The sequence below is a fragment of the Crassaminicella profunda genome, from assembly GCF_019884785.1.
Taxonomy (GTDB): domain Bacteria; phylum Bacillota; class Clostridia; order Peptostreptococcales; family Thermotaleaceae; genus Crassaminicella; species Crassaminicella profunda.
The window spans coordinates 1,477,290-1,499,609 of the sequence record NZ_CP082326.1 but is presented as its reverse complement, the minus strand read 5'-3'; the positions used below and the strand labels follow the sequence as shown (position 1 = coordinate 1,499,609).

Annotated in this window: 21 protein-coding genes; 2 read left to right on the top strand and 19 right to left on the bottom strand. The window is 29.7% G+C overall.

All coding sequences use genetic code 11. The features are described from left to right. Positions 1-165 precede the first annotated feature (165 nt). Genes K7H06_RS06825 through K7H06_RS06810 form a run of 4 tightly spaced genes read right to left on the bottom strand, consistent with a single transcriptional unit; the run spans position 166 to position 4,395 of the window. Positions 166-1,680 (bottom strand): AroM family protein, encoded by a 1,515-nt coding sequence (locus tag K7H06_RS06825; protein ID WP_223039129.1) that lies wholly within the window; start codon positions 1,678-1,680, stop codon positions 166-168. A gap of 3 nt (positions 1,681-1,683) precedes the next feature. Next, positions 1,684-2,616 carry a DUF1177 domain-containing protein gene (locus K7H06_RS06820; RefSeq protein ID WP_223039128.1) on the bottom strand — a complete coding sequence of 311 codons (933 nt, stop codon included), beginning with the start codon at positions 2,614-2,616 and terminating at the stop codon, positions 1,684-1,686. Positions 2,617-2,630: 14 nt separating this feature from the next. Further along, positions 2,631-3,719, bottom strand: a complete 1,089-nt coding sequence (locus tag K7H06_RS06815; protein WP_223039127.1) for an S-methyl thiohydantoin desulfurase family protein — start codon at positions 3,717-3,719, stop codon at positions 2,631-2,633. A 13-nt stretch (positions 3,720-3,732) separates the two neighbouring features. Next, positions 3,733-4,395, bottom strand: coding sequence for an aspartate/glutamate racemase family protein (locus K7H06_RS06810; RefSeq protein ID WP_223039126.1), 663 nt, complete (start codon positions 4,393-4,395; stop codon positions 3,733-3,735). 838 nt (positions 4,396-5,233) lie between these two features. Between K7H06_RS06810 and K7H06_RS06805 the strand changes: the two genes are divergently transcribed. Beyond that, positions 5,234-5,386: a hypothetical protein gene (locus K7H06_RS06805; protein WP_223039125.1), complete on the top strand. Its 153-nt coding sequence runs from the start codon at positions 5,234-5,236 to the stop codon at positions 5,384-5,386. Between the two features lie 765 nt (positions 5,387-6,151). Here K7H06_RS06805 and K7H06_RS06800 read toward each other — a convergent pair. Beyond that, positions 6,152-7,378 carry an EAL and HDOD domain-containing protein gene (locus K7H06_RS06800; protein ID WP_223039124.1) on the bottom strand — a complete coding sequence of 409 codons (1,227 nt, stop codon included), beginning with the start codon at positions 7,376-7,378 and terminating at the stop codon, positions 6,152-6,154. A 417-nt stretch (positions 7,379-7,795) separates the two neighbouring features. Between K7H06_RS06800 and K7H06_RS06795 the strand changes: the two genes are divergently transcribed. After that, entirely contained in the window at positions 7,796-8,263 is a 468-nt protein-coding gene (locus tag K7H06_RS06795; protein WP_223039123.1) for a hypothetical protein, read from the top strand. Positions 8,264-8,323: 60 nt separating this feature from the next. Here the strand turns inward: K7H06_RS06795 and K7H06_RS06790 are convergent, their stop codons facing one another. The 14 genes from K7H06_RS06790 to rodA form a co-directional block, all read right to left on the bottom strand. Next, on the bottom strand, positions 8,324-9,583 hold the full coding sequence (locus K7H06_RS06790) for an ATP-binding response regulator (RefSeq protein ID WP_223039122.1): 1,260 nt from the start codon (positions 9,581-9,583) through the stop codon (positions 8,324-8,326). A 138-nt stretch (positions 9,584-9,721) separates the two neighbouring features. Continuing rightward, positions 9,722-9,994 (bottom strand): EscU/YscU/HrcU family type III secretion system export apparatus switch protein, encoded by a 273-nt coding sequence (locus K7H06_RS06785; RefSeq protein WP_223039121.1) that lies wholly within the window; start codon positions 9,992-9,994, stop codon positions 9,722-9,724. A gap of 4 nt (positions 9,995-9,998) precedes the next feature. After that, entirely contained in the window at positions 9,999-11,453 is a 1,455-nt protein-coding gene (locus K7H06_RS06780; RefSeq protein ID WP_223039120.1) for a hypothetical protein, read from the bottom strand. Then, a complete protein-coding gene (locus K7H06_RS06775) occupies positions 11,428-12,237 on the bottom strand; it encodes a ribonuclease HII (protein WP_223039119.1) in 810 nt (269 codons plus the stop codon). Before K7H06_RS06775 ends, K7H06_RS06780 begins: the two co-directional genes overlap by 26 nt. 41 nt (positions 12,238-12,278) lie before the next feature. Beyond that, positions 12,279-13,148: a ribosome biogenesis GTPase YlqF gene (gene ylqF / locus K7H06_RS06770; RefSeq protein ID WP_281426041.1), complete on the bottom strand. Its 870-nt coding sequence runs from the start codon at positions 13,146-13,148 to the stop codon at positions 12,279-12,281. A 67-nt stretch (positions 13,149-13,215) separates the two neighbouring features. Next, positions 13,216-13,560 carry a 50S ribosomal protein L19 gene (rplS, locus tag K7H06_RS06765; RefSeq protein WP_223039118.1) on the bottom strand — a complete coding sequence of 115 codons (345 nt, stop codon included), beginning with the start codon at positions 13,558-13,560 and terminating at the stop codon, positions 13,216-13,218. A 151-nt stretch (positions 13,561-13,711) separates the two neighbouring features. Continuing rightward, on the bottom strand, positions 13,712-15,199 hold the full coding sequence (locus K7H06_RS06760; protein ID WP_223039117.1) for an Rne/Rng family ribonuclease: 1,488 nt from the start codon (positions 15,197-15,199) through the stop codon (positions 13,712-13,714). Between the two features lie 29 nt (positions 15,200-15,228). Next, complete coding sequence (locus K7H06_RS06755; protein ID WP_223039116.1) at positions 15,229-15,945, bottom strand: TIGR03936 family radical SAM-associated protein; 717 nt, start codon at positions 15,943-15,945, stop codon at positions 15,229-15,231. Beyond that, entirely contained in the window at positions 15,938-17,785 is a 1,848-nt protein-coding gene (locus K7H06_RS06750; RefSeq protein WP_223039115.1) for a TIGR03960 family B12-binding radical SAM protein, read from the bottom strand. Before K7H06_RS06750 ends, K7H06_RS06755 begins: the two co-directional genes overlap by 8 nt. Positions 17,786-17,891: 106 nt before the next feature. Then, positions 17,892-18,770, bottom strand: a complete 879-nt coding sequence (locus K7H06_RS06745; protein WP_223039114.1) for a M50 family metallopeptidase — start codon at positions 18,768-18,770, stop codon at positions 17,892-17,894. Positions 18,771-18,789: 19 nt separating this feature from the next. Further along, positions 18,790-19,524, bottom strand: a complete 735-nt coding sequence (locus K7H06_RS06740) for a M23 family metallopeptidase (RefSeq protein WP_223039113.1) — start codon at positions 19,522-19,524, stop codon at positions 18,790-18,792. An 89-nt stretch (positions 19,525-19,613) separates the two neighbouring features. Continuing rightward, positions 19,614-20,651 carry an FAD:protein FMN transferase gene (locus K7H06_RS06735; protein WP_223039112.1) on the bottom strand — a complete coding sequence of 346 codons (1,038 nt, stop codon included), beginning with the start codon at positions 20,649-20,651 and terminating at the stop codon, positions 19,614-19,616. A 92-nt stretch (positions 20,652-20,743) separates the two neighbouring features. Further along, the gene (gene mgsA, locus K7H06_RS06730) at positions 20,744-21,151 is read right to left on the bottom strand and encodes a methylglyoxal synthase (protein ID WP_223039111.1); all 408 of its coding nucleotides are present in this window, start codon (positions 21,149-21,151) and stop codon (positions 20,744-20,746) included. A gap of 21 nt (positions 21,152-21,172) precedes the next feature. Then, positions 21,173-22,279 (bottom strand): rod shape-determining protein RodA, encoded by a 1,107-nt coding sequence (gene rodA, locus K7H06_RS06725; protein ID WP_223039110.1) that lies wholly within the window; start codon positions 22,277-22,279, stop codon positions 21,173-21,175. Positions 22,280-22,320 lie beyond the last annotated feature (41 nt).

Sequence of the window (22,320 nt, the reverse complement as noted above, 5' to 3'; positions counted from 1 at the left end):
AAAATATTGATAAATATATTCTTTTTTACCAATATTCAGTCAATTCGCTCTCTAGTTTGTTATTCCTATTTCTTAAATTGAAGTAAATAATTATACAAAAAAAGCAACGCAATGAGAGATTGTGTTGCTTTTTTAAGTTTTCATTGAAATTTATCGCTGGTTCATTTATTGTTGCGATAATTCATTGATTACTCTAGCTATGAGCGTTCTAGGTAATATAACTTTTTTACCTGACTCTTTGCTTACTAATTTTTTCATCTCTACTGAATACCCCATGCAATCTAAAACAATATAATTAATAGGTTTATCTTTAAATCTTGTAGCAACTTTTTGTATGTTTTCAATTTCTTTATATGGTGAGGCTACTTCAATCTCTAAATTCATATTAACAGTGCTCCACCATCTTTTGTTTTGTTCTATTTGTCCTATATCTGGAATAATCGCACCTATTTTATTATTAGATTCTAATTTTGATACAATCGAATGAAGTAGGTTCTGAGGAATTATTAAAGGTTTTTTATGATTAAATTTAGGAAATTTTCCAGTACATAATAAAAGTACCATATCAACCTTTTTCTCTATTTCATCAATGCAATTTTGTAATTCATTTATGACTTTCTCTTCCCTTAAAACTATTTGTTTTCCATCTCTCATTCTAGAAACAAGAATATCTTCTTTATCATTTGAACTAAATCTCTCAATTACTTCTTCATATGTGTACTTATCTAATACTCCCAATTCAATTACAGTAATATTCTTATTTAATATTTCTCGAATATCCTGTGTAAGATCTATTCTTGGAGATTGTCCTATAGTAATAATTCCAAGCTTGGTTTTCTTTTCATCTTCAACTTTCTTAAGTTTATAAGCACAAGCTAAATGACGTTTACAAGATTCACATATAGCTTCACATTCTTCCAAAGAAGTTAATTCTCCTGACACTTTCACTTCAGATGATTTAATATCCTTCACAACTTCTAGTATCTTACTTACTTCTTGATCTTCTCCCCATATTTCTAATGTAACACTACCATTTGCACCATCTAATCCACCTGCTCCAATTACCTGACACGCAACATTTGAAAAAATCTTTATAGCTTCTATTTCAGTGATAATTTCTCCAAACACTGGAATTAAGCCAACTGCCATTCCATAAGAAAAATCTTTTCCTTTTCGAGAAGAATTTTTAATGATTTCGGTTATATCCCCAGGTATGAATTTTTCAAGCCCTACTGGTATTATCACCCTAACATCTTCTGTATATAAAAAACTCATATTCTTTCCTATACTGCCTCCACCTGGGCTTCCAGCCATTATTGCAGCATTACCAAAATAATCTATTGCATTTGCCCCTATAATAACTAAATCTCTTCCATTGAGCTTACTAAATTCTTCATCTACTATATTATCAATATTTTTAGTTTTATTATTTTCAATTAATAGTGTATGGGCATACTCATTATTTGTTAGATTAGCTACAGTTCCTCTCTTTGTTATTCGTCCACATATTCTAAGAGGTTTATCTGCTATTTTTTCACTTATTCTTGATACAGTTGTGCCTCCTTTTAGTACTACTTTTCCACCTATGAGGCTTTTTTTTACATCTTTATGATTGACAACAGCCCTAGCAATAAGTTCCTTTGACTCTTCTACCAAAAGGGTAATCTGAACTTTTTTCATTGTTTATTGTACACCTCTAGTTTGAAATCTTTTCATATCTCCATAAAGTTTATGAATTAATTTATATTCTTCTTCATCGTAGAATTTACATTTCTTCTCTCCAAAGTCTTTAGCAACTTCTATTGCAAATCTAGCCGTCATTTCTATATCCATAAGATGTGTGGCACCTGTAGCACAACCTGCAACTGGAACTTCTGTAGTAATAGCTACCCCTACAACAGGAACTTTCGCAGCAACAGCAGGTTGTAATATACTATTTAAATGATAAAGTCCATTGCCATATGGCGTAATATCTTGTTGAGATAATGGAAATATATAAGGTAATCTACCAGTTGTTCTCATCATAATTTCAGTTAAATCATCGCTTATCTTTAAGATATACCCTTCTTTAACTGTACTAGAAATAGCAAAGCCTCTAGTATTAATCACCTTATTCCCTTTTGTAGTATCAATAGACAATATGGCATCCATATCTTCTGTTACTTCTATATTATTCATTGTCTCAATATCAACTGCAGAACCCATAAATCTTACAGGAAAATGCTCTCTTGTTGGCGCATCTGGACAAATATGGGTTGTAATAACAACATCACCTTTTAAAACGTCTCCATTTTTTTGCATATCGATAAGCTTTAGTGCAGCAGACAATGCAGCTAAAGCTCCATCGCCATCTGAAACAAAACCTATAACTTCAGGTCTTGCACCTAATCCTCCTAGTCTTCCAGTAATCCCTAATGTTGGGGCATCTCCACCTACATTCTTTCCTTCACTACCTTTTATAAATATTTTAATAAAATCTGTACTTCCTTTTTCTCCTGATACAGTTTGTACAATTACATCTTCTGCCCCTCTGCTTCTTAAAAACACTTCTACTTCATTACCATTTGCAGTTGCCTTATCTAATAACTCATACATTTCCATAACTTGTTTAAACATTTTAAAATTCCCTCCTAAAAAATATACTTAATAAGCTCTTTATTCAACACATCTTCTGCTTGCTTGAAAAGTTTTTGATCAAACATCCCCTTCCCAAGCTTTAAATTTTTTCTATCTACTTTAATGACTATAATATTGTCTTTCTCTCTCATGTCGGCACTTGTTATAACTTTTCCTGTTTTTTCGTCTAGTGTAGCTATTAAATCTGGAAAAGTAGCCAATATCTCTCCATTAGACTCTAAAGTCATATATTCATTCCAAAATGTTAGATCATAATCTCTCTTGTCTGAATTAATTACTACATGTCCTACATCAAATCCACCTTGTATGTTAATTTCATATTTCTTCACTACACCTTTTGCTATAATCTCTAGAGACATCCTCTTCTTTAGTTCTTCTAATATATTTTCAGTATCATCTTTATACTTTAAAAATACATTTCCTATGTCTATCGCTTGCTTCAAACCTCCAATAGCAGCATTTTGTTTTAAATATTGAGCTTTTACTGGATTTCTAAGTACAGTTACTAACCCCCCTGCTTCTACTGCTGCCTGTCTTATTATTGCTGATGTTGAAGCAAGGTTTCCTTTTACAGCTACTTCTATATACTTTTCTTTATCTGGGTTTCCACCTAATGCAACCTGAATCGTTTTATAGTCTTTTAATAAACTCAACCCCATACTTCCCATTAGAGCAGTTGGATGCGCTCTACCATTACAAGGAGCATCTATAAGAGGTATACCTGTCATAGCAGATAATATCCACCCATTAATCGTTGAACCTCCACCATTTTCATTAGTAATAACTCCACCTATAGTTTCTTTTAATAACTCATTGAAAATCTTATATCCTTTTTTATTATATTCAGGAGTAACATACTGTTCTTCAGATGCAGGTGAGCCTACAGCAGAAGCTGTGATAACGATATCATCATCTTTTATGTGATCCAGTGAAACCAAATATAATTCTCCCAATTTCAAGGCTTCCTTAGCATTTTTAAGGCCTTTTTCATAAGAACCACCCCCACCTCCACCTAAAAAAACTCCACCTAACACAGCCGCTTCAGCAAGTTCATCAGTAATTTTCATCCTATAACTTTCCACAGCTTTCCTCCTCCTAAAATATGTTTTTATATTTGCATAGACTATTCATAACTAATGCCTCAGAATATACAGGGTCTATAATAGGTATTTGTAGCTTTTCATTTAAAAATTTTGCTATCCCTATGGTTGACATCCCTGTACAAGCTAAAATAATAGCAACTGCTCCAGATTTTTGGATTTCATGAGCAGCCTCAATAACTGACGCTCTCCCTTCATCTGTCAATAAATCATTTGTATTATTTACTTTTTCTGGTTTTATTGATTTTACAAGTTTATCACCTAATATTTTTACAATTTTTTCTGGTGCTTCATGCCTAATTCCTAATACTCCAATTTTTTCTCCAAAATTCAAGCTAAAACTTGCTACAGAATGTCCTGCTCCTATTACTGGAATATCTATCTCCTTTTTTAGTATTTCTACTGCAGGATCTCCCGCGCAGCTAATGGCGATTCCATCATATTCATGCTTTATTTGTTTTACAAGAGTAACTATTTTTTCCGTTGCAATTACATGACTCGTATCATCATGTACACCATCATATTGATCATGTATGCAATATGATTTAGTAATTAAGTCTGGAAAATATTTTTCAATAAGTTTTCCATGTAAATTTAATCTTTTTTCATCATCTAAAGTTGCTACTCTTATAACTGCAATTTTATATTTTTTTGACATAACGCTTCTCCTTTTATCCACGTTTTGAATTTTCTAAATTTTATTTATCTTGAATAAATATTATCATATTTTATCATGTGCATGAGGGTATTAAAATCCCATGTTAATGTACAAAGTGCACACTTATTTGTTAAATATATTAACACGCTTGATAAATATAACTGATATTGACTTCCCATATTGTCAAATAAAGAGAAATCCAAGAAACCATAGTAAATCACCTAATAATTCACTAGTTGTCCCATAATTGATGCTATTTTCAATAGTTTTTGCTAATCAATTATCGTTTTTGAATCTCCTTTTAAAATAGAGAAATAAAAGGATCTTTTATGCACTACTATTGGGTAACCCTTTTAGATAAGAAAACTTTAAAATCATGTAACACAGGTCTTCTGATCTGCATAATTTATATTAGGACAAAAAAAATAGTTACAAATAATGATTTAAAAGGAGGATATCTTCATGGCTAATAGTCAATGTGGTGGATGCGATAGTAGTTTACTTTTCTTCTTCTTATTATTAGTAGTATTATTCTGTATGCCTTTCTATGGTGGGTGTGGTTGCTAATAATACTAAAAAGAATTGGGGATTTCCCCAATTCCCTTATATACCACTTTCTCTTTCTATCGTTAGCCATTTATTATAGCACCTTCTTTTTACGACCAGGGTCAATCCTGGTCTATATATTTTTTTCATAAGCATCTCCTTTTTTGACAATAAAAAATACATCCATTTCTGAATGCTTTAGTTCTAGTTCTCATTCTTAATATGTATAAACTGTTAGCAATTTGCTTATCCTATTAATAAATTAATATTAATTCTGAAAGGATGTGTAACAATGCAAATTACAGGTATGACTGGAGAAAAAGTTACCAACCCAGGAATTTACCAAAACAAATACGGTAAAAAAATATCATTACAATCGGGTAACAAATTTCCACCTTGTCCTAAAGAAGGTAATCCTATAAAATGGGCAAAAGTTGATGAATAATATACATTCAATTTTAATTCAACTATTTGCTCCAGCTACTTCAAGTTATAGTTCAGCTAATGATTACAAAACAATCTTTGAAAAGCAAAAATAATAAATTCTATTTTTGGAACAAAATCTCATTTTAATATTAGTTATAGATCCAATCCCCCTAATGAATCACTATGGTAATTTTTGTATTTTCATTGTATACTAATAATGTTCTTTACCACTTTCTAGGGGGTTTTACTATTGGGATTTCTACCAACTATTGTTGCTTTATATTTGCTAATGTCTTTAGATAAAAAATACAACTATAGAAAATATCTATTAACAAAATTTGACTCAAATTATATCTATCATTCCATTATTGTTAGTCTATACTTGGTAATACTAGTTATTTACTTTTATTTTACAGGTATCTTTCCTGTCCTGACTCCCTTTGGTTATGCTATGCATTGCTCATGTGCATTTTTAACATTTAACATACCTAACATGCTTCGTTAAAATTCTATTTAAATTAACCGTTCTCACTTCTGCTATTCAACAGCTTTTCTAACCCCATTCCATCTGCCAACAATCTTAAAAGTCACTTTCGTATCTTAAGGATAACGCAAATAACACAATGGAAAAAAGTATTTCTCTTTTTTTCATTAACTCCTCTAGATTTATTATTATGGTGTAACTTACACCCTTTCACAGTAGTTTTTATTATTATGCCACTACTACATGTTCAACTTTCCTAAACTAGCATTTTTAATTTCTCAAATATAAATATTCTACAAATTAATCATTTGCTAGCATATATTCAAACAATTCATCTGCCCACTGCACGGCCTTAAAATATTGATCAGGAAGTTTTTTTATATCTATTTCAATTTTTTTTGCATCTACACATAATTCTTCCCATGAAGCCTTTTCATAATTTATCATCAAATTATATATATCACTTAACGGACTTTCTTTTCCCATTAAAGGATTTTTAATATCATTTGATATCGGTAATTTATTTAATATCTTTTCCATAGGTTCTTCTAATAATATATCAATAACAGATATAAGTCCCATTAGCATTGCTTCATTCTTCCTTTTTTTGTGGATAGAGCTTTCAGCTAATCGTTGCCCAAGTTTAGCTCTTACTAGAGACGTCTTAAGAATTTCATTATTTTCCATATCCTTAATATCTTGGATCATAATCAACGTTATCCATACTTGAATTTCTTTTAAACCCATCAGCGTTAAAGCATGTTTAATAGATTGTATTTCATGTGATAAAGTAAATTTAGAGTTAACAAGTTTTAATAACTTATAGGTTAGGTTTATATCATATTCTATTATTTTAGCAATATTATCATAAGATGGATCATCTTTATTTAATTCCTCCATAATCCTTAAGTATTGAATTTTATTGTCTTTTAATCTTTTTCCTTTAATAATTACTGGTTTATCAAAAAAATATCCTTGAAAATAATCATATCCGATTTTTTTAGCATAATTGAGTACTTCATTATTTTCAATCTTTTCTGCAAGAAATTTTCTAGTTTTATTATCCCACTTTTGTATGATGCGATAAACATCCTCCTCTGTATTTTGTAAAAAATCAACCTTTATTATGTCACATAATTCTACAATTTCATCATAGGCATAATCATATGTAAAATCATCTAGTGCAATGGTATAACCCATTTCTTTTAACTTTTTTATGGTATTAATAAATTTTTTATCAGGTACAACATCTTCTAAAATTTCAATAACGATTGTATCTTTATCGAAAATCATTGGAATATCACGTTCTATAAGACTTTTATTAAAATTTATAAAAGCTTTATGTTTGCCTATTAATTTTTCTATCCCTATAGAAAAATAGCTATTTGCTATAAGTATAGATGTAGCCTTACTAGCACCAATAGTATTATTAAAAAAATTTTTATTACTATCCCTATATAAAAGTTCATAAGCTATAACATCTTTATTCCTATTAAAAATTGGCTGTCTCGCTACAAAAACTTCCATTGAATCCCTCCAATTTATCAATACTTCTCTCTTCATATTATATCTTATGTATATCCATTAAACCTACTTTTAAACAAGTTCTTATTCCAGAAGAAATACTTTCAGAGATGCTTTATATTCAGCCCATTTTCTTTTATAGGAAACACTATTTTTATAGTTATTTTTCAATCTGTCTAGCAAAAACTCATTCCCGGGGAAATATTTGACCATGTAATTCCTACCTTTTTTTATTCATTCTTATTAGCCTTTTTGTCCATAAAGAAACAACTTGTTTATTTTGATTTTTGCTTATGTTTACCATATATTTACTAAATTTTAGTATAAACTTAATAAAAAAGTAACAATACATATATCTTTATCTTATTATGTAGTAAGTAAACCATGGTTAACAAATACAAATAAAGATTGGTGATGCAAATGGCAATTACTATTTATCATGATTTCCAAGTTTTTCAGGATATTTCAGGAACATTAAACAAAATAGATTTTGAAAATTTTTTTCTACCAAAAGAAGACATTTATTCTCATTATATAAAGCCTTATCTCGTTCCTAATCCTTTTATACTAAATGGAATAAAATTTTCTTCTCCATGTTGCTTATTTACAACATATGATATGCATAAAAACCATAGCTTATTATTTTTAGAAAAGAATGGATTAATTGACTTTCCCTCCATTACAAATGGCGTAATATTAACATTTGAAAGTCTATTAAATTCTTTAGTCAAAGTTACTTCCATTAGTGGAGAAACCTTAACAACTACAATATGTAAAGATCATGACCCTGTACTTTTAGGATTCATATCATCAAACGGTATAAAGCGTATCGAATTTATAGAATCTCCTGCTTTTATTTCTTCTATGCTTTTTACTATCTCCTCATAAATAAATTGGATCAGCTTTACAGTTAATCATTTAACTCTTTTCAGTATGGTAAAGGATTATTTAGCCTATTGAATATATGTCTGAAAATTCAATATTTATATTCTCTATATAATTATGTTGATTATAATTATCATCTACTTGTATTTCTTTATCTTCTATTGGTAACACTTTAGCTGGAAGCTTTATAATAAATTCAGTTCCTTTACCATATTCACTTTTAACAAAAATTTCTCCTTTATGCATTTGAACAAGAGCTTTAACAAGAGATAATCCAATACCACTGCCTTCTTTTTTTCTAGATAAAGATTTATCTATCTGCATAAACCTTTCAAAAATAGTATCTATTTTATTTTTGGGAATACCTTTCCCTGTATCTTTTACAGAGATTAATACATGTTCCTTTTGATCATATATTCTTACAAGAATTTTTCCGCCTGGCTTTGTAAATTTTACAGCATTTGATAAAAGGTTCAATATCATTCTTTCAATTTTATCTACATCACAAGCAATCATCTTTTCTTCTACATCTGTATCAAATATTAAAGAAAGATCATTACGCTCTATATACTCTGAAATAGACAATGTGATATTTTCAACAATTTGTACAATATCGTGATTTTGTAATTGAATTTCAAAATATCCTGAATCAATTTTAGTAATATCAATTAAATTATTCACTAGTCTTAAAAGTCGATAGCAATTTTGCTTCATAATCTTTATATATTTACTATCTTTAGTATCTAGATGATCCTGCATGCACAATTCAAATAGTTGTATAGTACTAAAGATCAGATTTAAAGGTGTTCTAAATTCATGAGAAATATTTGCAAAAAATTCTGTTTGTAATTTATTATATTGGATGATCTCATTAGCTTTAAGAAGTTCTATGTTCATTTTATGTAGTTGTTTATTGCTTTTTCTTAATTTATCATGTAATTTCTTTAATTGTAGATGTGTCTTTACTCTAGCTATTAATTCTACTTCATGAAATGGTTTATTGATATAATCTACAGCCCCTACTTCGAAACCCTTTGCAACATCCTCTATTTTCGATTGTCCTGTAAGAAAAATTATGGGAATATCTTTCGTTTCTTTGTTTGTTTTTAATATTTCACAAACTTCATATCCATCCATTTTAGGCATTATTATATCTAATAAAATTAGTTCTGGTTTTTCTTTCTTAGCATATTTAAAAACCTCATTCCCTCGTGACACTACAATTGGCTCATATCCATTACTCTTAATCACATCTCCAATAATCCGAAGATTTAATTGACTATCGTCTGCAATTAATATTTTTGTTTTTTTTAAATTATCCATTTTATTTTCCTCCACATATCCCTTCCTAATAATACTCCTTATATTATTTTAAATAAACTTCATTGAAAATTTTGTAAAATACTGTCAACCATTATAAAATTTTGTGAAAAAAAATCTTTTTACCACAAAAAAGAGAGACTAACTTTCTGTCTCTCCTTTTGTATCTAATCGAATGATAAAAGCTAAAATTTCTGCCACTACTTGATATAATTCTGGTGGTATTTCTTCTCCAATAGATAGGTTATTTAATTGTTTTACAAGTTTTTCATCCTTATAAGTAGGAATATCCATTTCTGAAGCAATCTCTTTTATCTTTTTTGCAATATATCCTTCTCCTTTTGCAACAACAACAGGTGCTGCTGTTTTTTCTTGATCATATTTTATAGCTGCTGCCATTTCTTTTTTTTCCATAGCATCACACCTTCAAATCAATAAAACGTATTTTTTTAGTCATTTCTTTTTTATTAAAATCTTCATCTATTATATTCTTCTCTATGTTTGAAACTACATATTTTGTAGTAATTCCCTTAAATTCTAGAAGCTTCAAAGTTTCTTTTAAATCATTTTCAAATGCTAATAGTTTTTTCTTTATTTCATCAGTCTTTACTTTAAAATTACAAGTAATATTCTTATCTTTAATCTCGATTAAAACCTGTATCTTCTCCATTGTTTTTGTATCTAGTGCTACAAGTATTTTAACATCTTTAGGATTGATTTTCTTTTTATTCTTATGATTCTTTGAAATATATAAATCTAAGTTTTTTTTCTCATCATCTAAAAATATAGGTATTTGAAAATAAGTCTGGAATTGATTCAATTTATCCACAAACTCTAAACTATTTTTCAAGTTTGTTATATTGTTTAAAATATCTCCCTTATCCTTTGAACTTATATTTTCAATTGATTGTTTTGCAAGCTCTAATTTTATATGAATTTCTTTCATAATTTCTACAGGTTCAAACTTTTTTTCAAGAATCATATTCTTTATATTTGAGAAAATATTTTCAAGGCTTTTTCCTAGACTAATTGTTTCTTCATTCTTATAAAGAGCTCCTACTAACTCATCCATTTGCTTTGTAATTGTAAAATCATTCAAAAGTAAATTATTGATATTTGTCACATTAGATATATTTAACTTTAAATTGTTTTTTAATAAAAAAATGATTTTTTCAAAATTCATATTATGGACATTTATATTTTTTGAATGAGCTATTTTTCCATTGAATAATTCCTCATGAACCTTTTCTATTATATTTTTTTTCATTTCTAATAGATTAGAATCTTTGGTCGCTAGTTTTTTTGCATTTTCAGGGTTACTTGATTCATTTTCTTTCATAACATCTTCAACATTTAATAAATTTTTTAGTACTTCTCGAATGTTTTCGTTTAACATTTTTTCATTCGAAATGATTGATTTATCATTCAAAAGTGTTTCCATTTTCTCAAAACTTGTTTTCGATTGAATAATATTTTCTAGATTTTCCTTATTCACTGGAATCTCATTAACAATTAATTTTTTAACCAATTCCACTTCTTCTTCCCCTGATTTTATGTTTAATGCTTTTAACATATCTATTATTTTCTTTTCTGCTGTAGAAATTTCTTCTTTATGCTGTAATTCCTCTATCATTGGTTGAATGGTTATTTGATTTTCATAGATTGATTTTACTTGAAATTGTAAAATACTGTTTTTTTGAGCTTCTATTGGAATATTGGTTTTTGCCTCTAATAATTTCCCATTTTCCAGTTCAAGAATAAGTACATCATTTAGAATTTGTTGAATCTTTCCTTTGATCATTTGCCCAACTTTTAACTCTTGATTGTTTTTTCCTAAGAATCCAAAATTATAGTTTCCATGATTGATTTTCATTTTTCCTATCACCTATTATATTTTTTAGAAAAGACTTTCTATGAATTGGAGATAGTCCATATTTTTGAATATTTTCATAATGCTCCTTTGTCCCATATCCTTTATGATTAATAAAACTATATTGAGGATATATTTTATGAAATCTGTCCATTATTCTATCTCTTGTTACCTTAGCTATAATAGAAGCTGCAGCAATAGATATACTTAAACTATCTCCCTTGTTAATTCCAGTCTGCTTTATATTTATATCGGCTAAATGCACTGCATCTATTAATAAATACTGTGGAGATTTAGAAAGTTTTTGAACAGCCCGCTTCATAGCCATCTTCGTTGCATTCAATATATTTATCTGATCGATAGTTTCATTATCTATTATTCCAATACCAATACCTAGTGCTTTTTGAGTTATAATTTTAAATAAAACTTCTCTTTTCTTTAACGATATTTTCTTTGAATCATTAATTCCTTCTATAAACACATTTTCTGGCAAGACAACTGCTGCTGCTACTACAGGTCCTGCTAAAGGTCCACGTCCTGCTTCATCTATTCCTGCAATTATTTTATATCCAGCATCAAATAATTTATTTTCATAAACCCATAACTTTTGAACTCTTTCTTTTTCACCCAATAACTTTGCATACCTTTTTTCTAGTTTTTTTCCTATTTTTTTAACCGATTCTCTTTCATCATTTTCTAATAATGGTATATACTTCACATATTCTTCTACCTTTACTTGATCTATATAATGATTAATTTCTTTTACTTTTAAACTTTGAAAATTCATATTTCATTTTCCTCTCAGTTTTTTTATAAAAAATAAAAGCACTACTCTTCAATAGTGCTTAAATCCTCAGGTGTTTCTAAGGTAATCTTACCTATCTTAGCGCTTCTAAATTCATCCATTACTATATTTGCTACCCTCGTATAATCAATTCTTCCACCTGACATAATACAGCCTCTGTTTTTTGCTATATTTTCCATATTCATTAACCCATCTTCTTCAATCTCTTTCAGTTTATATCGTTCTATCATATATTTAGGGTATTTCTCACAAAGATATTCAATGAGTCTTAATGCAATGGTCTCTATGTCAAGTATTTCATCTTTTATAGAACCTGTAAATGCCAATTTAAGTCCTACATTTTGATCTTCGAATTTAGGCCATAAAATACCTGGCGTATCTAATAGCTCAATATTTCCTTTTAATCTTACCCATTGTTTTCCTCTTGTTACTCCTGGCTTATCTCCTGTCTTTGCGCTTTTCTTTCCAGTAAGCCTATTAATGATTGAAGATTTACCCACATTTGGTATGCCCACAATCATGGCGCGAACAGGTCTTTTTCTCATTCCCTTTTCTATTCTTTTTTCCATTTTCTCTTTAACCGTTTCTTCAAGCTCTGTCATAAGCTTATCTAAACCTGAACCATTCATTGAGTTTACTGCAATGGCATTGGTTCCACTTTTTTTGAAGTATGCAATCCATTCATTTGTAACCTTTTTATTTGCTAAGTCACTCTTATTTAAAACAATTACTCTAGGTTTACCTACTACAATCTCATCGATTTGAGGATTTCTACTGCTAATAGGCAGTCTAGCATCTAACAATTCCACCACTACATCCACTAATTTTAGATTTTGTTGAATCAACTCTTTTGTTTTCTTCATATGTCCTGGATACCAATTGATTTTCTGCACATCTTTCACCACACTTTTTATGTATTTTTCAATATATTAACAAAGGGACTGTATCCAGTCCCTTTTATTAAAACTTCTTCTCTTTAATTTTTGCAGCTTTTCCTCTTAACTCACGAATATAGTTAAGTTTTGCTCTTCTAACTTTTCCTCTTCTAACTACTTCGATTTTCTCAATCTTTGGTGAATGTAATGGTAAAGTTCTCTCAACACCAACTCCGTAAGAAATTCTTCTTACTGTGAAAGTTTCTCTAGCTCCACCGTTTTGTCTTTTAAGTACAAAACCTTCAAACACCTGAACTCTTTCTCTGTTTCCCTCTTTAATCTTTAAGTGTACTTTAACAGTATCCCCAACATTAAATTCTGGAAGATCAGTTTTAAGTTGTCCTTGTTCAATCGCTTTTATAATATCCATAGTTGCCCCTCCTTCCTTCCTAGACGTTCATACTATAACTTATAATAGAGGACCGTCCGTATTACCAGATATGATTATAACACATTTAAATCTATACTACAATAAAAATTTTATAATTCTTTTATATTTATTCTTTTTTTGTCAAAATAAATCATTTGTTTTCTTCTAGTAACCTTCTAATTTTATCAAGTTTCCCCATTGATTTTACATTTATATCATTAGCATGTATATGATCTACACCTTGTATAAATATTTTAACATGAGAAACTTCTTCTAATTCTTTAATAAATCGATTTTTATCTGTTTTTAAAAATTCTTCTATTAAAGGAGCTACTTCAATCCATACAGCTTCAGCATTTGTATGTACAGCAATTCTTTTTACTTCTCTTTCTATATTTTGAATCACCGTATATTCAGATAATACTTTTCCCGTCCCTTCACAATAGGGACACTTCTTTTGCATAATTGACCCAATTCTACCTCTTATCTTTTTTCTAGTCATCTCCAAGAGCCCTAATTGTGTGATTCCTAAAACATTTGTTTTTGTCTTGTCTCGCTCAAGGGCTTTCTCTAATACATCTAATACTTCTCTTTCTGCATCATCATTATTCATATCTATAAAATCTACAATAATAATACCACCAATATCACGCAATCTTAATTGTTTAGCAATTTTTTCTGCAGCTTCTTTATTGGTTTTTAAAACAGTATCTTCAAGATCAATGCTTCCCACATATTTCCCTGTATTTACATCAATTACAGTCAAAGCTTCTGTTTGGTCGATGATAAGATATCCACCGCTTTTTAACCAAACTTTCCTTGCTATAGCATTGTTGATCATTTTCTCTAGATTATAATAGTCAAATATATCCATATCTATTTCGAAATATTCTACTCTACTCTTTAAATGAGGCGCAATAAGTTCAACTAAATCAAGGATACTTTTATATTTTTCTTGATCATTAATCGTCAATTTATGGATACTACTTGTAAACATATCTCTTATAGTTCTGTGAATCAAGTCTAAATCTCTATAAATAGTCCTTGGAGCAAATCCTAGATTCTTCTCTTTATCAATTTTTTGCCATAACTTTAATAGAAATTTTAAGTCTTCTTTCAATTCTTTTTCTTCTTTTCCTTCCCCTGCAGTTCTAACAATCACTCCCATATTATTGGGTTTTAACCCCTCAAGTAATTTTCTTAATCTTTCTCTTTCATCTTCATTATTAATTCTTCTAGAAATACCTATATAATCTACATCCGGCATTAAAACTAGATATCTTCCTGGAAGGGTTATATGTGTTGTCACTCTCGCGCCCTTTGTGCCTATAGGTTCTTTGGTTACTTGTACAACAATTTCTTGTCCATTTTTAACCACATCTCTTATAGATACATCTCTGTTCCCAGACATTTCAACTGGTACTGCATCCTTTACAAATAAGAAAGCATTCTTTTCCAATCCGATATCAACAAAAGCTGCTTGCATACCAGGTAAAACATTTGTAATTCGACCTTTATAAATATTCCCAACTGTTCTTTTACTATTTTCTCTTTCAATATATAATTCCACCAATTCGCCATCTTCAAGCATGGCAACACGAGTTTGGTTTAAACTGGAATTGACGATGATTTCATTCATTCCAACAATCCCCCTAATTTCATAAAAGTCTATATACTTAATTCTAAAGGTTCAATCATTTTATGAGCTTTCATCCCATACAAATCTAATCTATGAATTCTAACAGTTTCTAATACTATAGGCATTTTCCCTATATCCTTTAACTTTTCCATAACCACTTCAGGCTTTAAATTCCCTCTACTACCTGTAGCAAGAGTCATTTTAAAAACGCAATACTCATTTCCCTTATTTATAAACTCTATCTTTTTAATAAGTGGTCTAATATTTATTTCTTTATTTCTCTCCTTATTCCTCTTCTTTATTGTTTTATATACAATAATTTCTTCATTTTTCATAAACTCACTGATGTTTTCTTTTAATTCTTCTTCCCTTATATCATTTTTTAAAGAACATCTTACCATGTAAGTTGAGTATTCAATAATAGCCATTAGGGCTTTACTTTTCACATCAATATATTTACATTGAATGACTTCTATCCCCTCTGGTAATTCCATATTTATTTTATCTTTGAATGTTTTTAAATCTATTTTTTCTTCAATTTCTACATCTACATATTCTCCATCACTTGAAACCCCTAATGCTAGTGCCGTAGCAAAGGAAATCTTTGGATGAGGGTTAAACCCTTGTGAAAAACTAAGAGAAACTTCCGCCCTTCTTAATGCTCTTTCCATCACTCTTGCTAAGTCTAAGTGAGAGATAAATATCATAAAATCTTTCTTACTAAATCTCATTCTTATTTTATACATTACATACATCACCACCTATAAAACTATGATTCATACCACAACCTGTACAGCTTATTCTACAATCATGGGTTAAATCTCCTTTTTTTGCTTTTTCATTTTCATTGATTAAGAACTTTTTCGTTACACCTATATCAATAAAATCCCACGGAAGTACTTCTTCATAACTTCTCTCTCTATTGGCATAGAATTTTGGATCTATATTACATTCCTCAAAAGTTTCCATCCATTTTTCGTATTCAAAAAAGTCTCCCCATCCATCAAATTTACATCCCTTTTCCCATCCTCTTATTAATGCTTCCCCTAATCTTCTATCGCCTCTTGCAAATATAGCCTCTAAAAAGCTTGTTTTTGCATCGTGATAGTTATATTTTATATTTTTGTGTCTTAACTTTTCTTTTAAATAGTTCTGTTTTTGTCGAAGGTTTTCAATAGTATCCTGTGGATACCACTCAAAAGGTGTAAAAGGCTTTGGTACAAAATTAGATGTACTAACAGTAATATTTAATCCTCGTCCTCTTTTTTCTTTCGGTGTATGATAATATGCATCCACAACCTTTTTTGCAAGATGTGCAATACCATCTAAATCTTCATATGTTTCTGTTGGAAGTCCTATCATAAAATACAGCTTTACATTATTCCATCCAAGAGCAAATGCATTCTCCATTGCATCCATTAAATCCTTTTCTGTAATTCCTTTATTAATAACGTCTCTAAGTCTTTGCGTTCCAGCCTCTGGTGCAAATGTAAGTCCTGTTTTTCTAACCTTTTGAATTTCTTCAATCACCTCTAATGGGAATTTATCTAATCTTAAAGATGGTAAAGACAAACCAATCTTCTTGCTACCATACTCATCAATCAAATGCCTTGTTAATGGTTTTATTTCTGAATAATCGCTTGTGCTGAGTGATGCAAGAGATAATTCTTCATATCCAGTAGTCCTTATCAACTCATGAGCTAATTCTTTCACTTTATCAAGAGATCTTTCCCTCACAGGCCTATAGATGATTCCTGCTTGGCAAAATCTACAGCCTCTTGTACATCCCCTGAAAATTTCTACCATAGCTCGCTCATGTACTACATTGATAAATGGAACAATCACTTTATCAGGGTAATAAACATCATCTAAATCTTTAATAATTCTTTTAGAAATTGTTTTAGGATAAACTTCTTTTTTAGATATAAAAGCTTTTATAGTAGCATCCTCATGATATGTTATGTCATAAAGGGATGGAATATATACCCCTTCAATATGACAAATATTTTCTAAAAATTTTGTTTTAGGTTCTGCTTTTCTTTTCCATTCTTTATAACAATCTATTATTTCTAATAGTACTTCTTCTCCTTCCCCTAATACGAATATATCTACAATATCCGCAAGGGGTTCTGGATTATATGCACATGGTCCTCCTGCAATAATAAATGGGAATTTTTCTTGCCTATTTTCTTTTCTAATGGGGATATTTCCCAAGTCTAGTATATTCAATATATTTGTATAACTTAGTTCATATTGTAACGTAAATCCAACAAAATCCAACTCTTCTATAGCCGTATGCGTTTCAAGGGTAAATAGAGACATATTTTTTTTTCTTAATTTTTCTTCCATATCCACCCATGGTGAAAAAATTCTTTCACAATATATATCGTCTTTACTATTAAGGAGATTATATAAAATATGCATTCCTAAATGAGACATTCCCACTTCATATATATCTGGAAATGCAAATCCAAATCTCACTTCAACTTGGTCTAGTGATTTATTTACTGCATTAATTTCTCTACCTATGTACCTCGCAGGTTTTTCAACTTGAAATAATAAGTCTTCTAAGACTTCCTTGTTCATCCTCTGTCCTCCTAATTCGCATTTCAATCTCTTTTGTATTATTTGTATACTTCTTCACATAAATACCTTATTTTGCTCTAAAGTTTTGCATTACTATTCTACCATTTTACTCTCCCATTAACAACTTTTCCAAAGAAGCATGTAATCCATATTTGACCATCCCATTAAAGACATCATTTTCTGTTAATACACCAATCACATTGCACCGTGTATCCATAACTGTAATAATATGATATTTTCTTGGAACAAACTGATTCATCACATCCTTTACAGATGCACTTTTTACTGCTGTTAAATATTTTGTACTTAATACACTATTACATAATAAATGCTGTTTTTTTTGCGTAATTTCCTTCATAAAAATAAAAGCTGCAACTCTTTGCTCTTTATGGGCAGCTATATATAAAAAAATAGCTAAAAGAAGAAGATAACTATTCAACTTGTTAAACTTAATCATATAACATCCCCATATAAACAAGAAAATACTTATCACTTTGGATAATATAACTACAGTCTTCGTTGATTGCTTAAATCCAATTAAATAAGCAAGATATGCCCTTACAATCCGTCCCCCATCTAAAGGGATAACAGGAAGTAAATTGAATAGCCCAATGATCAAATTAGAATGTACAAAAAAAACAAATCCATCAACAGTTAAATAAAACCTATTGAATATATTATATCCTATAAACACCATGATAAAATTAAAGACAGGTCCAGAAGCCGCAATAAGGATTTCATGTTTAGGGTTCATAACAAGGTTTTCTTCAATTGCTGCAACACCTCCAAAGGGAAATATTTCGACTTTCTCTATTCTATATCCTAACAATTTTGCAGTAAAGATATGAGCCCCTTCATGGAGTAGTACTACCAAAAAAGAAATAATTAAATTTTCAATATAGCCAAATATAAAAAATATAAAAAAAACAATGCATAAAAGTACATTTACCTTTACATCTACTCCATATACCTTTATCAGCCTCATTCATATATCATCCTTTACACTATAGAATCTTTCTGCCAAAAGGAATATACTTTGTTGGATCCACTACTTTCCCATCTATCCAAAGTTCAAAATGTAGATATGTATATGATTTGTCGCTAGCTTTATAAATGTTCGCAATTTTTTCTCCCTTCTTTATTTTTTGACCCTTTTTCACTTTAATATCTGAGCAGTTTGCATAAAATGAAAATACATCATGCTTATGTTTTATTTTTATAGTTTTACCTAATTTACCCTCACCCATTTCTATAATTTCTCCATCTGCAATTGCCTTTATATTTTCATCTTCATTAATAGCTAAATCTACTCCCCTTTGAAATGTTTTTTTATCTGAAACGGGATTTATTTTCTCCCCATAATTAGATATAATGTCTCCATTTACAGGTACAACAAATTCTTTCTTTGAATCTTTTCTCTCGGAAAAAGTATTAAATACATTTACTGCTTTTTCTGGCATTTCAGGTATTTTCTTTGCATATTTAACTGCCTCTCTGATAGATTTTTTCACATCCATTTCTTTTGTAATGGATATTTTAATCATTGCTGTTGTCTTATTTGTAATTGGCGAATGAATAGTTTTAATCAATATTACTAGCATTGCAATCACTATACAGAAAACAATTTGCTTTAAAATTTTTTTGTAAAAAGAATTTTCTTTCTCTTTATTGTCTCTTCTTCCTTGATAATAGTCATTCCTTTGTCTATTGTATTTTACATGTTTATATGATTTCTTCATAATGAACCTCCTTATGTGAATTATAATATAATATATTTAAAAGGAGGCTTAATTATTACAGCAAAGGACTAATGCTAATTGCTTTAGTCCTAATTTTCAATTTGAAAACGATCATTTTCAATATTTAATTTTCCTTTCATTCCTGATGACAAGTATACCTTATGATCTTTTGTAACAATAATACATTCTACATTTTCAATTTTTTCAACTAACGCTAAACCTTTTTTAACCCCTAATATATAAACAGAAGTTGATAATGCATCTGCATCCATAGAATGATTTGCTATGATCGTAGAACTTATAATGCCATTTTCCGATGGATAGCCAGTCTTAGGATCAATAATGTGATGATATCTTTTATTGTTCTTTACAAAAAATCTTTCATAATTTCCTGAAGTAACAATGGCTTTATCAGAAAACTGAACAATGCCCATATAGGTACCCGTAGGTTCAAAGGGATCTTGTATTCCTATTTTCCAAATCTGCCCATCTTGTCTTGTTCCTAAAGTATAAATATTCCCTCCTAAATTAATAACAGCATGTTCAACACCTTTATTTTTAAGTATTCTATAAACTTCATCTGCTGCATACCCTTTAGCAATCCCACCTAAATCAATACGCATTCCTTCCTTGTCAAGTTTATACGCATTATTCTCTTCTTTTTTTAATAGTTTATAATTTACATATTTTAATGCATCATCAATTTCTAGCCTTTGTGGGACTTTTTCATTTTCAGTACCAATTCCCCATAACTTCACAAGCTTTCCAATTGTAGGATCAAACACACCATTTGAAATTTTTGCATATTCTAAAGCTTTATTTAAAACATTACTTGTATCTGTACTTACCTTTATAAGTCTATTTTCTTCATTGTTATTTATTTGATTTACTTCACTATCCTTGATATTTGCACTCATCTTTTTTTCTATTTCAGAAATTCTTTCAAAGCATTCCTTTATGACTTCTTTTCCTTTATTTTCATCTTCTGTCCAAATACTAATATTTAAATGCGTCCCTAACATGTATGCTGAGTCTGTAACAACTTCTTTCTTTTTACTACAGCCTGATAATAGGCTTATGAATAATAATATGATGATGCAAAAATATATATTAAAATTTTTTTTCATATGTTTCCTCCGTCTTACAAATAATTAAAATCCCAAAAATATTATTAACCCCCTAATACAAAAATGTATTGGGAGCTATTTTATTTAAAATATTACTCATCATATTTTCTAATGATTTCACGCCAGTGAAATTCCCCTCTTTCCATAGCACGAAGAAGGATTTCAGCAGTAGCTATATTGGTTGCTACAGGTATTCTATAAACATCTCCTAATCTAAGCAATGCTAAAATATCTGGCTCATGAGGTTGAGCTGTTAACGGATCTCTTAAAAATATGACTAAATCAATATTATTCTGAGCAATTTCTGCACCTATTTGTTGATCTCCTCCTAAAGGTCCTGATTTAAACCTTTTTACCGTTAGTCCTGTAGCATCAGAAATTTTCTTACCTGTTGTACCAGTAGCCATTAAATCATACTTTGCAAGGGTATCCTTGTAGGCTATTGTAAAATTAACCATGCTCTCTTTTTTCTTGTCATGTGCTATTAGTGCAATCTTCATTCGCATCTTCTCCTCACCCATTTAGAAATTAATTTTTTGCCTTCTCATACCTATATTTAAAATAATTCCAATTGCTACCATGTTCGTTAACAGAGAACTCCCACCATAACTTAAGAATGGAAGCGTCACTCCTGTTACAGGCATTACTCCCATAGTCATGCCAATATTCTCAAATATTTGAAAAGCAAACATAGAAGTAATTCCTACCACAATTAAAGACCCATACACATCTTTTGCATTTTTTGCAATTTTTATCATTCTATATAAAAAGATAAAATATAAAGCAAGAATAATCAAACCACCTATAAACCCAAGTTCTTCTCCTAATACTGCAAAAATGAAATCTGATTCTTGTACAGGTAAAAAGTTATAATTATTTTGTGTTCCTTGATACAATCCTTTCCCTAATAGCTGTCCTGATCCAATGGCTATTTTAGAATTCATCACCTGGTAATTTCCAGGAAGTTCTAAATTAGAAGGATTTAAATATGCATCAATTCTTACTCTTTGATGTGGAGCCATCAACTTATAAGCAAGAGGTAGTGAAATCATCCCTGCTAAAAAACCTTTTCCAATTATTCTATAATTCAATCCAGATACAAAAGTCATTCCAAATGCAATCACACAAAATACCAATGCATTCCCTAGATCAGGTTCCTTTAAAACTAATAATATAGGTACTGCTGCATATATTCCTACAGGAATTAAATCTCTTATTGTATCCAATCTATTTTGTCTATCTTCTAAGAATTTTGCAAAAGAAAGGATAAAAGCGATTTTGACAATCTCTGATGGTTGTATATCAACAGGTCCTAAGTTAATCCAACTACTTGCCCCAAACTGAGTTTTTCCAATTCCTGGCACATGTACAGCTACCAATAATACAATAGAACTAATATAGATGCTTTTTTGAAAATTACCAAAGGTATTATAATCAATAAAAAGAATCATACCAATGGAAAACATTCCTAAGAAAAAAGCTATTGTCTGTATTTTTACTTGTCTCGTTAATCCTTTTTGGGTAACATGGGTTGCACTACTAATCATCATTAAACTACTTACAAACAACAATAACACAATAACAATAAGAATAATATCTATATGTTTAAATAATTTTTTATCTATCATGAATGCACCTCTTTTAATATACCTAACTAAGATTATACCAC

What these genes read in the sequence shown, in the direction of transcription:
- K7H06_RS06825 (WP_223039129.1), bottom strand. Translation starts at nt 1,680, where the DNA reads ATGAAAAAAGTTCAGATTACCCTTTTGGTAGAAGAGTCAAAGGAACTT.
- K7H06_RS06820 (WP_223039128.1), bottom strand. Translation starts at nt 2,616, where the DNA reads ATGTTTAAACAAGTTATGGAAATGTATGAGTTATTAGATAAGGCAACT.
- K7H06_RS06810 (WP_223039126.1), bottom strand. Translation starts at nt 4,395, where the DNA reads ATGTCAAAAAAATATAAAATTGCAGTTATAAGAGTAGCAACTTTAGAT.
- K7H06_RS06805 (WP_223039125.1), top strand. Translation starts at nt 5,234, where the DNA reads ATGCAAATTACAGGTATGACTGGAGAAAAAGTTACCAACCCAGGAATT.
- K7H06_RS06800 (WP_223039124.1), bottom strand. Translation starts at nt 7,378, where the DNA reads ATGGAAGTTTTTGTAGCGAGACAGCCAATTTTTAATAGGAATAAAGAT.
- K7H06_RS06795 (WP_223039123.1), top strand. Translation starts at nt 7,796, where the DNA reads ATGGCAATTACTATTTATCATGATTTCCAAGTTTTTCAGGATATTTCA.
- K7H06_RS06790 (WP_223039122.1), bottom strand. Translation starts at nt 9,583, where the DNA reads ATGGATAATTTAAAAAAAACAAAAATATTAATTGCAGACGATAGTCAA.
- K7H06_RS06785 (WP_223039121.1), bottom strand. Translation starts at nt 9,994, where the DNA reads ATGGAAAAAAAAGAAATGGCAGCAGCTATAAAATATGATCAAGAAAAA.
- K7H06_RS06780 (WP_223039120.1), bottom strand. Translation starts at nt 11,453, where the DNA reads ATGAAAATCAATCATGGAAACTATAATTTTGGATTCTTAGGAAAAAAC.
- K7H06_RS06775 (WP_223039119.1), bottom strand. Translation starts at nt 12,237, where the DNA reads ATGAATTTTCAAAGTTTAAAAGTAAAAGAAATTAATCATTATATAGAT.
- rplS (WP_223039118.1), bottom strand. Translation starts at nt 13,560, where the DNA reads ATGGATATTATAAAAGCGATTGAACAAGGACAACTTAAAACTGATCTT.
- K7H06_RS06760 (WP_223039117.1), bottom strand. Translation starts at nt 15,199, where the DNA reads ATGAATGAAATCATCGTCAATTCCAGTTTAAACCAAACTCGTGTTGCC.
- K7H06_RS06755 (WP_223039116.1), bottom strand. Translation starts at nt 15,945, where the DNA reads ATGTATAAAATAAGAATGAGATTTAGTAAGAAAGATTTTATGATATTT.
- K7H06_RS06750 (WP_223039115.1), bottom strand. Translation starts at nt 17,785, where the DNA reads ATGAACAAGGAAGTCTTAGAAGACTTATTATTTCAAGTTGAAAAACCT.
- K7H06_RS06745 (WP_223039114.1), bottom strand. Translation starts at nt 18,770, where the DNA reads ATGAGGCTGATAAAGGTATATGGAGTAGATGTAAAGGTAAATGTACTT.
- K7H06_RS06740 (WP_223039113.1), bottom strand. Translation starts at nt 19,524, where the DNA reads ATGAAGAAATCATATAAACATGTAAAATACAATAGACAAAGGAATGAC.
- K7H06_RS06735 (WP_223039112.1), bottom strand. Translation starts at nt 20,651, where the DNA reads ATGAAAAAAAATTTTAATATATATTTTTGCATCATCATATTATTATTC.
- mgsA (WP_223039111.1), bottom strand. Translation starts at nt 21,151, where the DNA reads ATGAAGATTGCACTAATAGCACATGACAAGAAAAAAGAGAGCATGGTT.
- rodA (WP_223039110.1), bottom strand. Translation starts at nt 22,279, where the DNA reads ATGATAGATAAAAAATTATTTAAACATATAGATATTATTCTTATTGTT.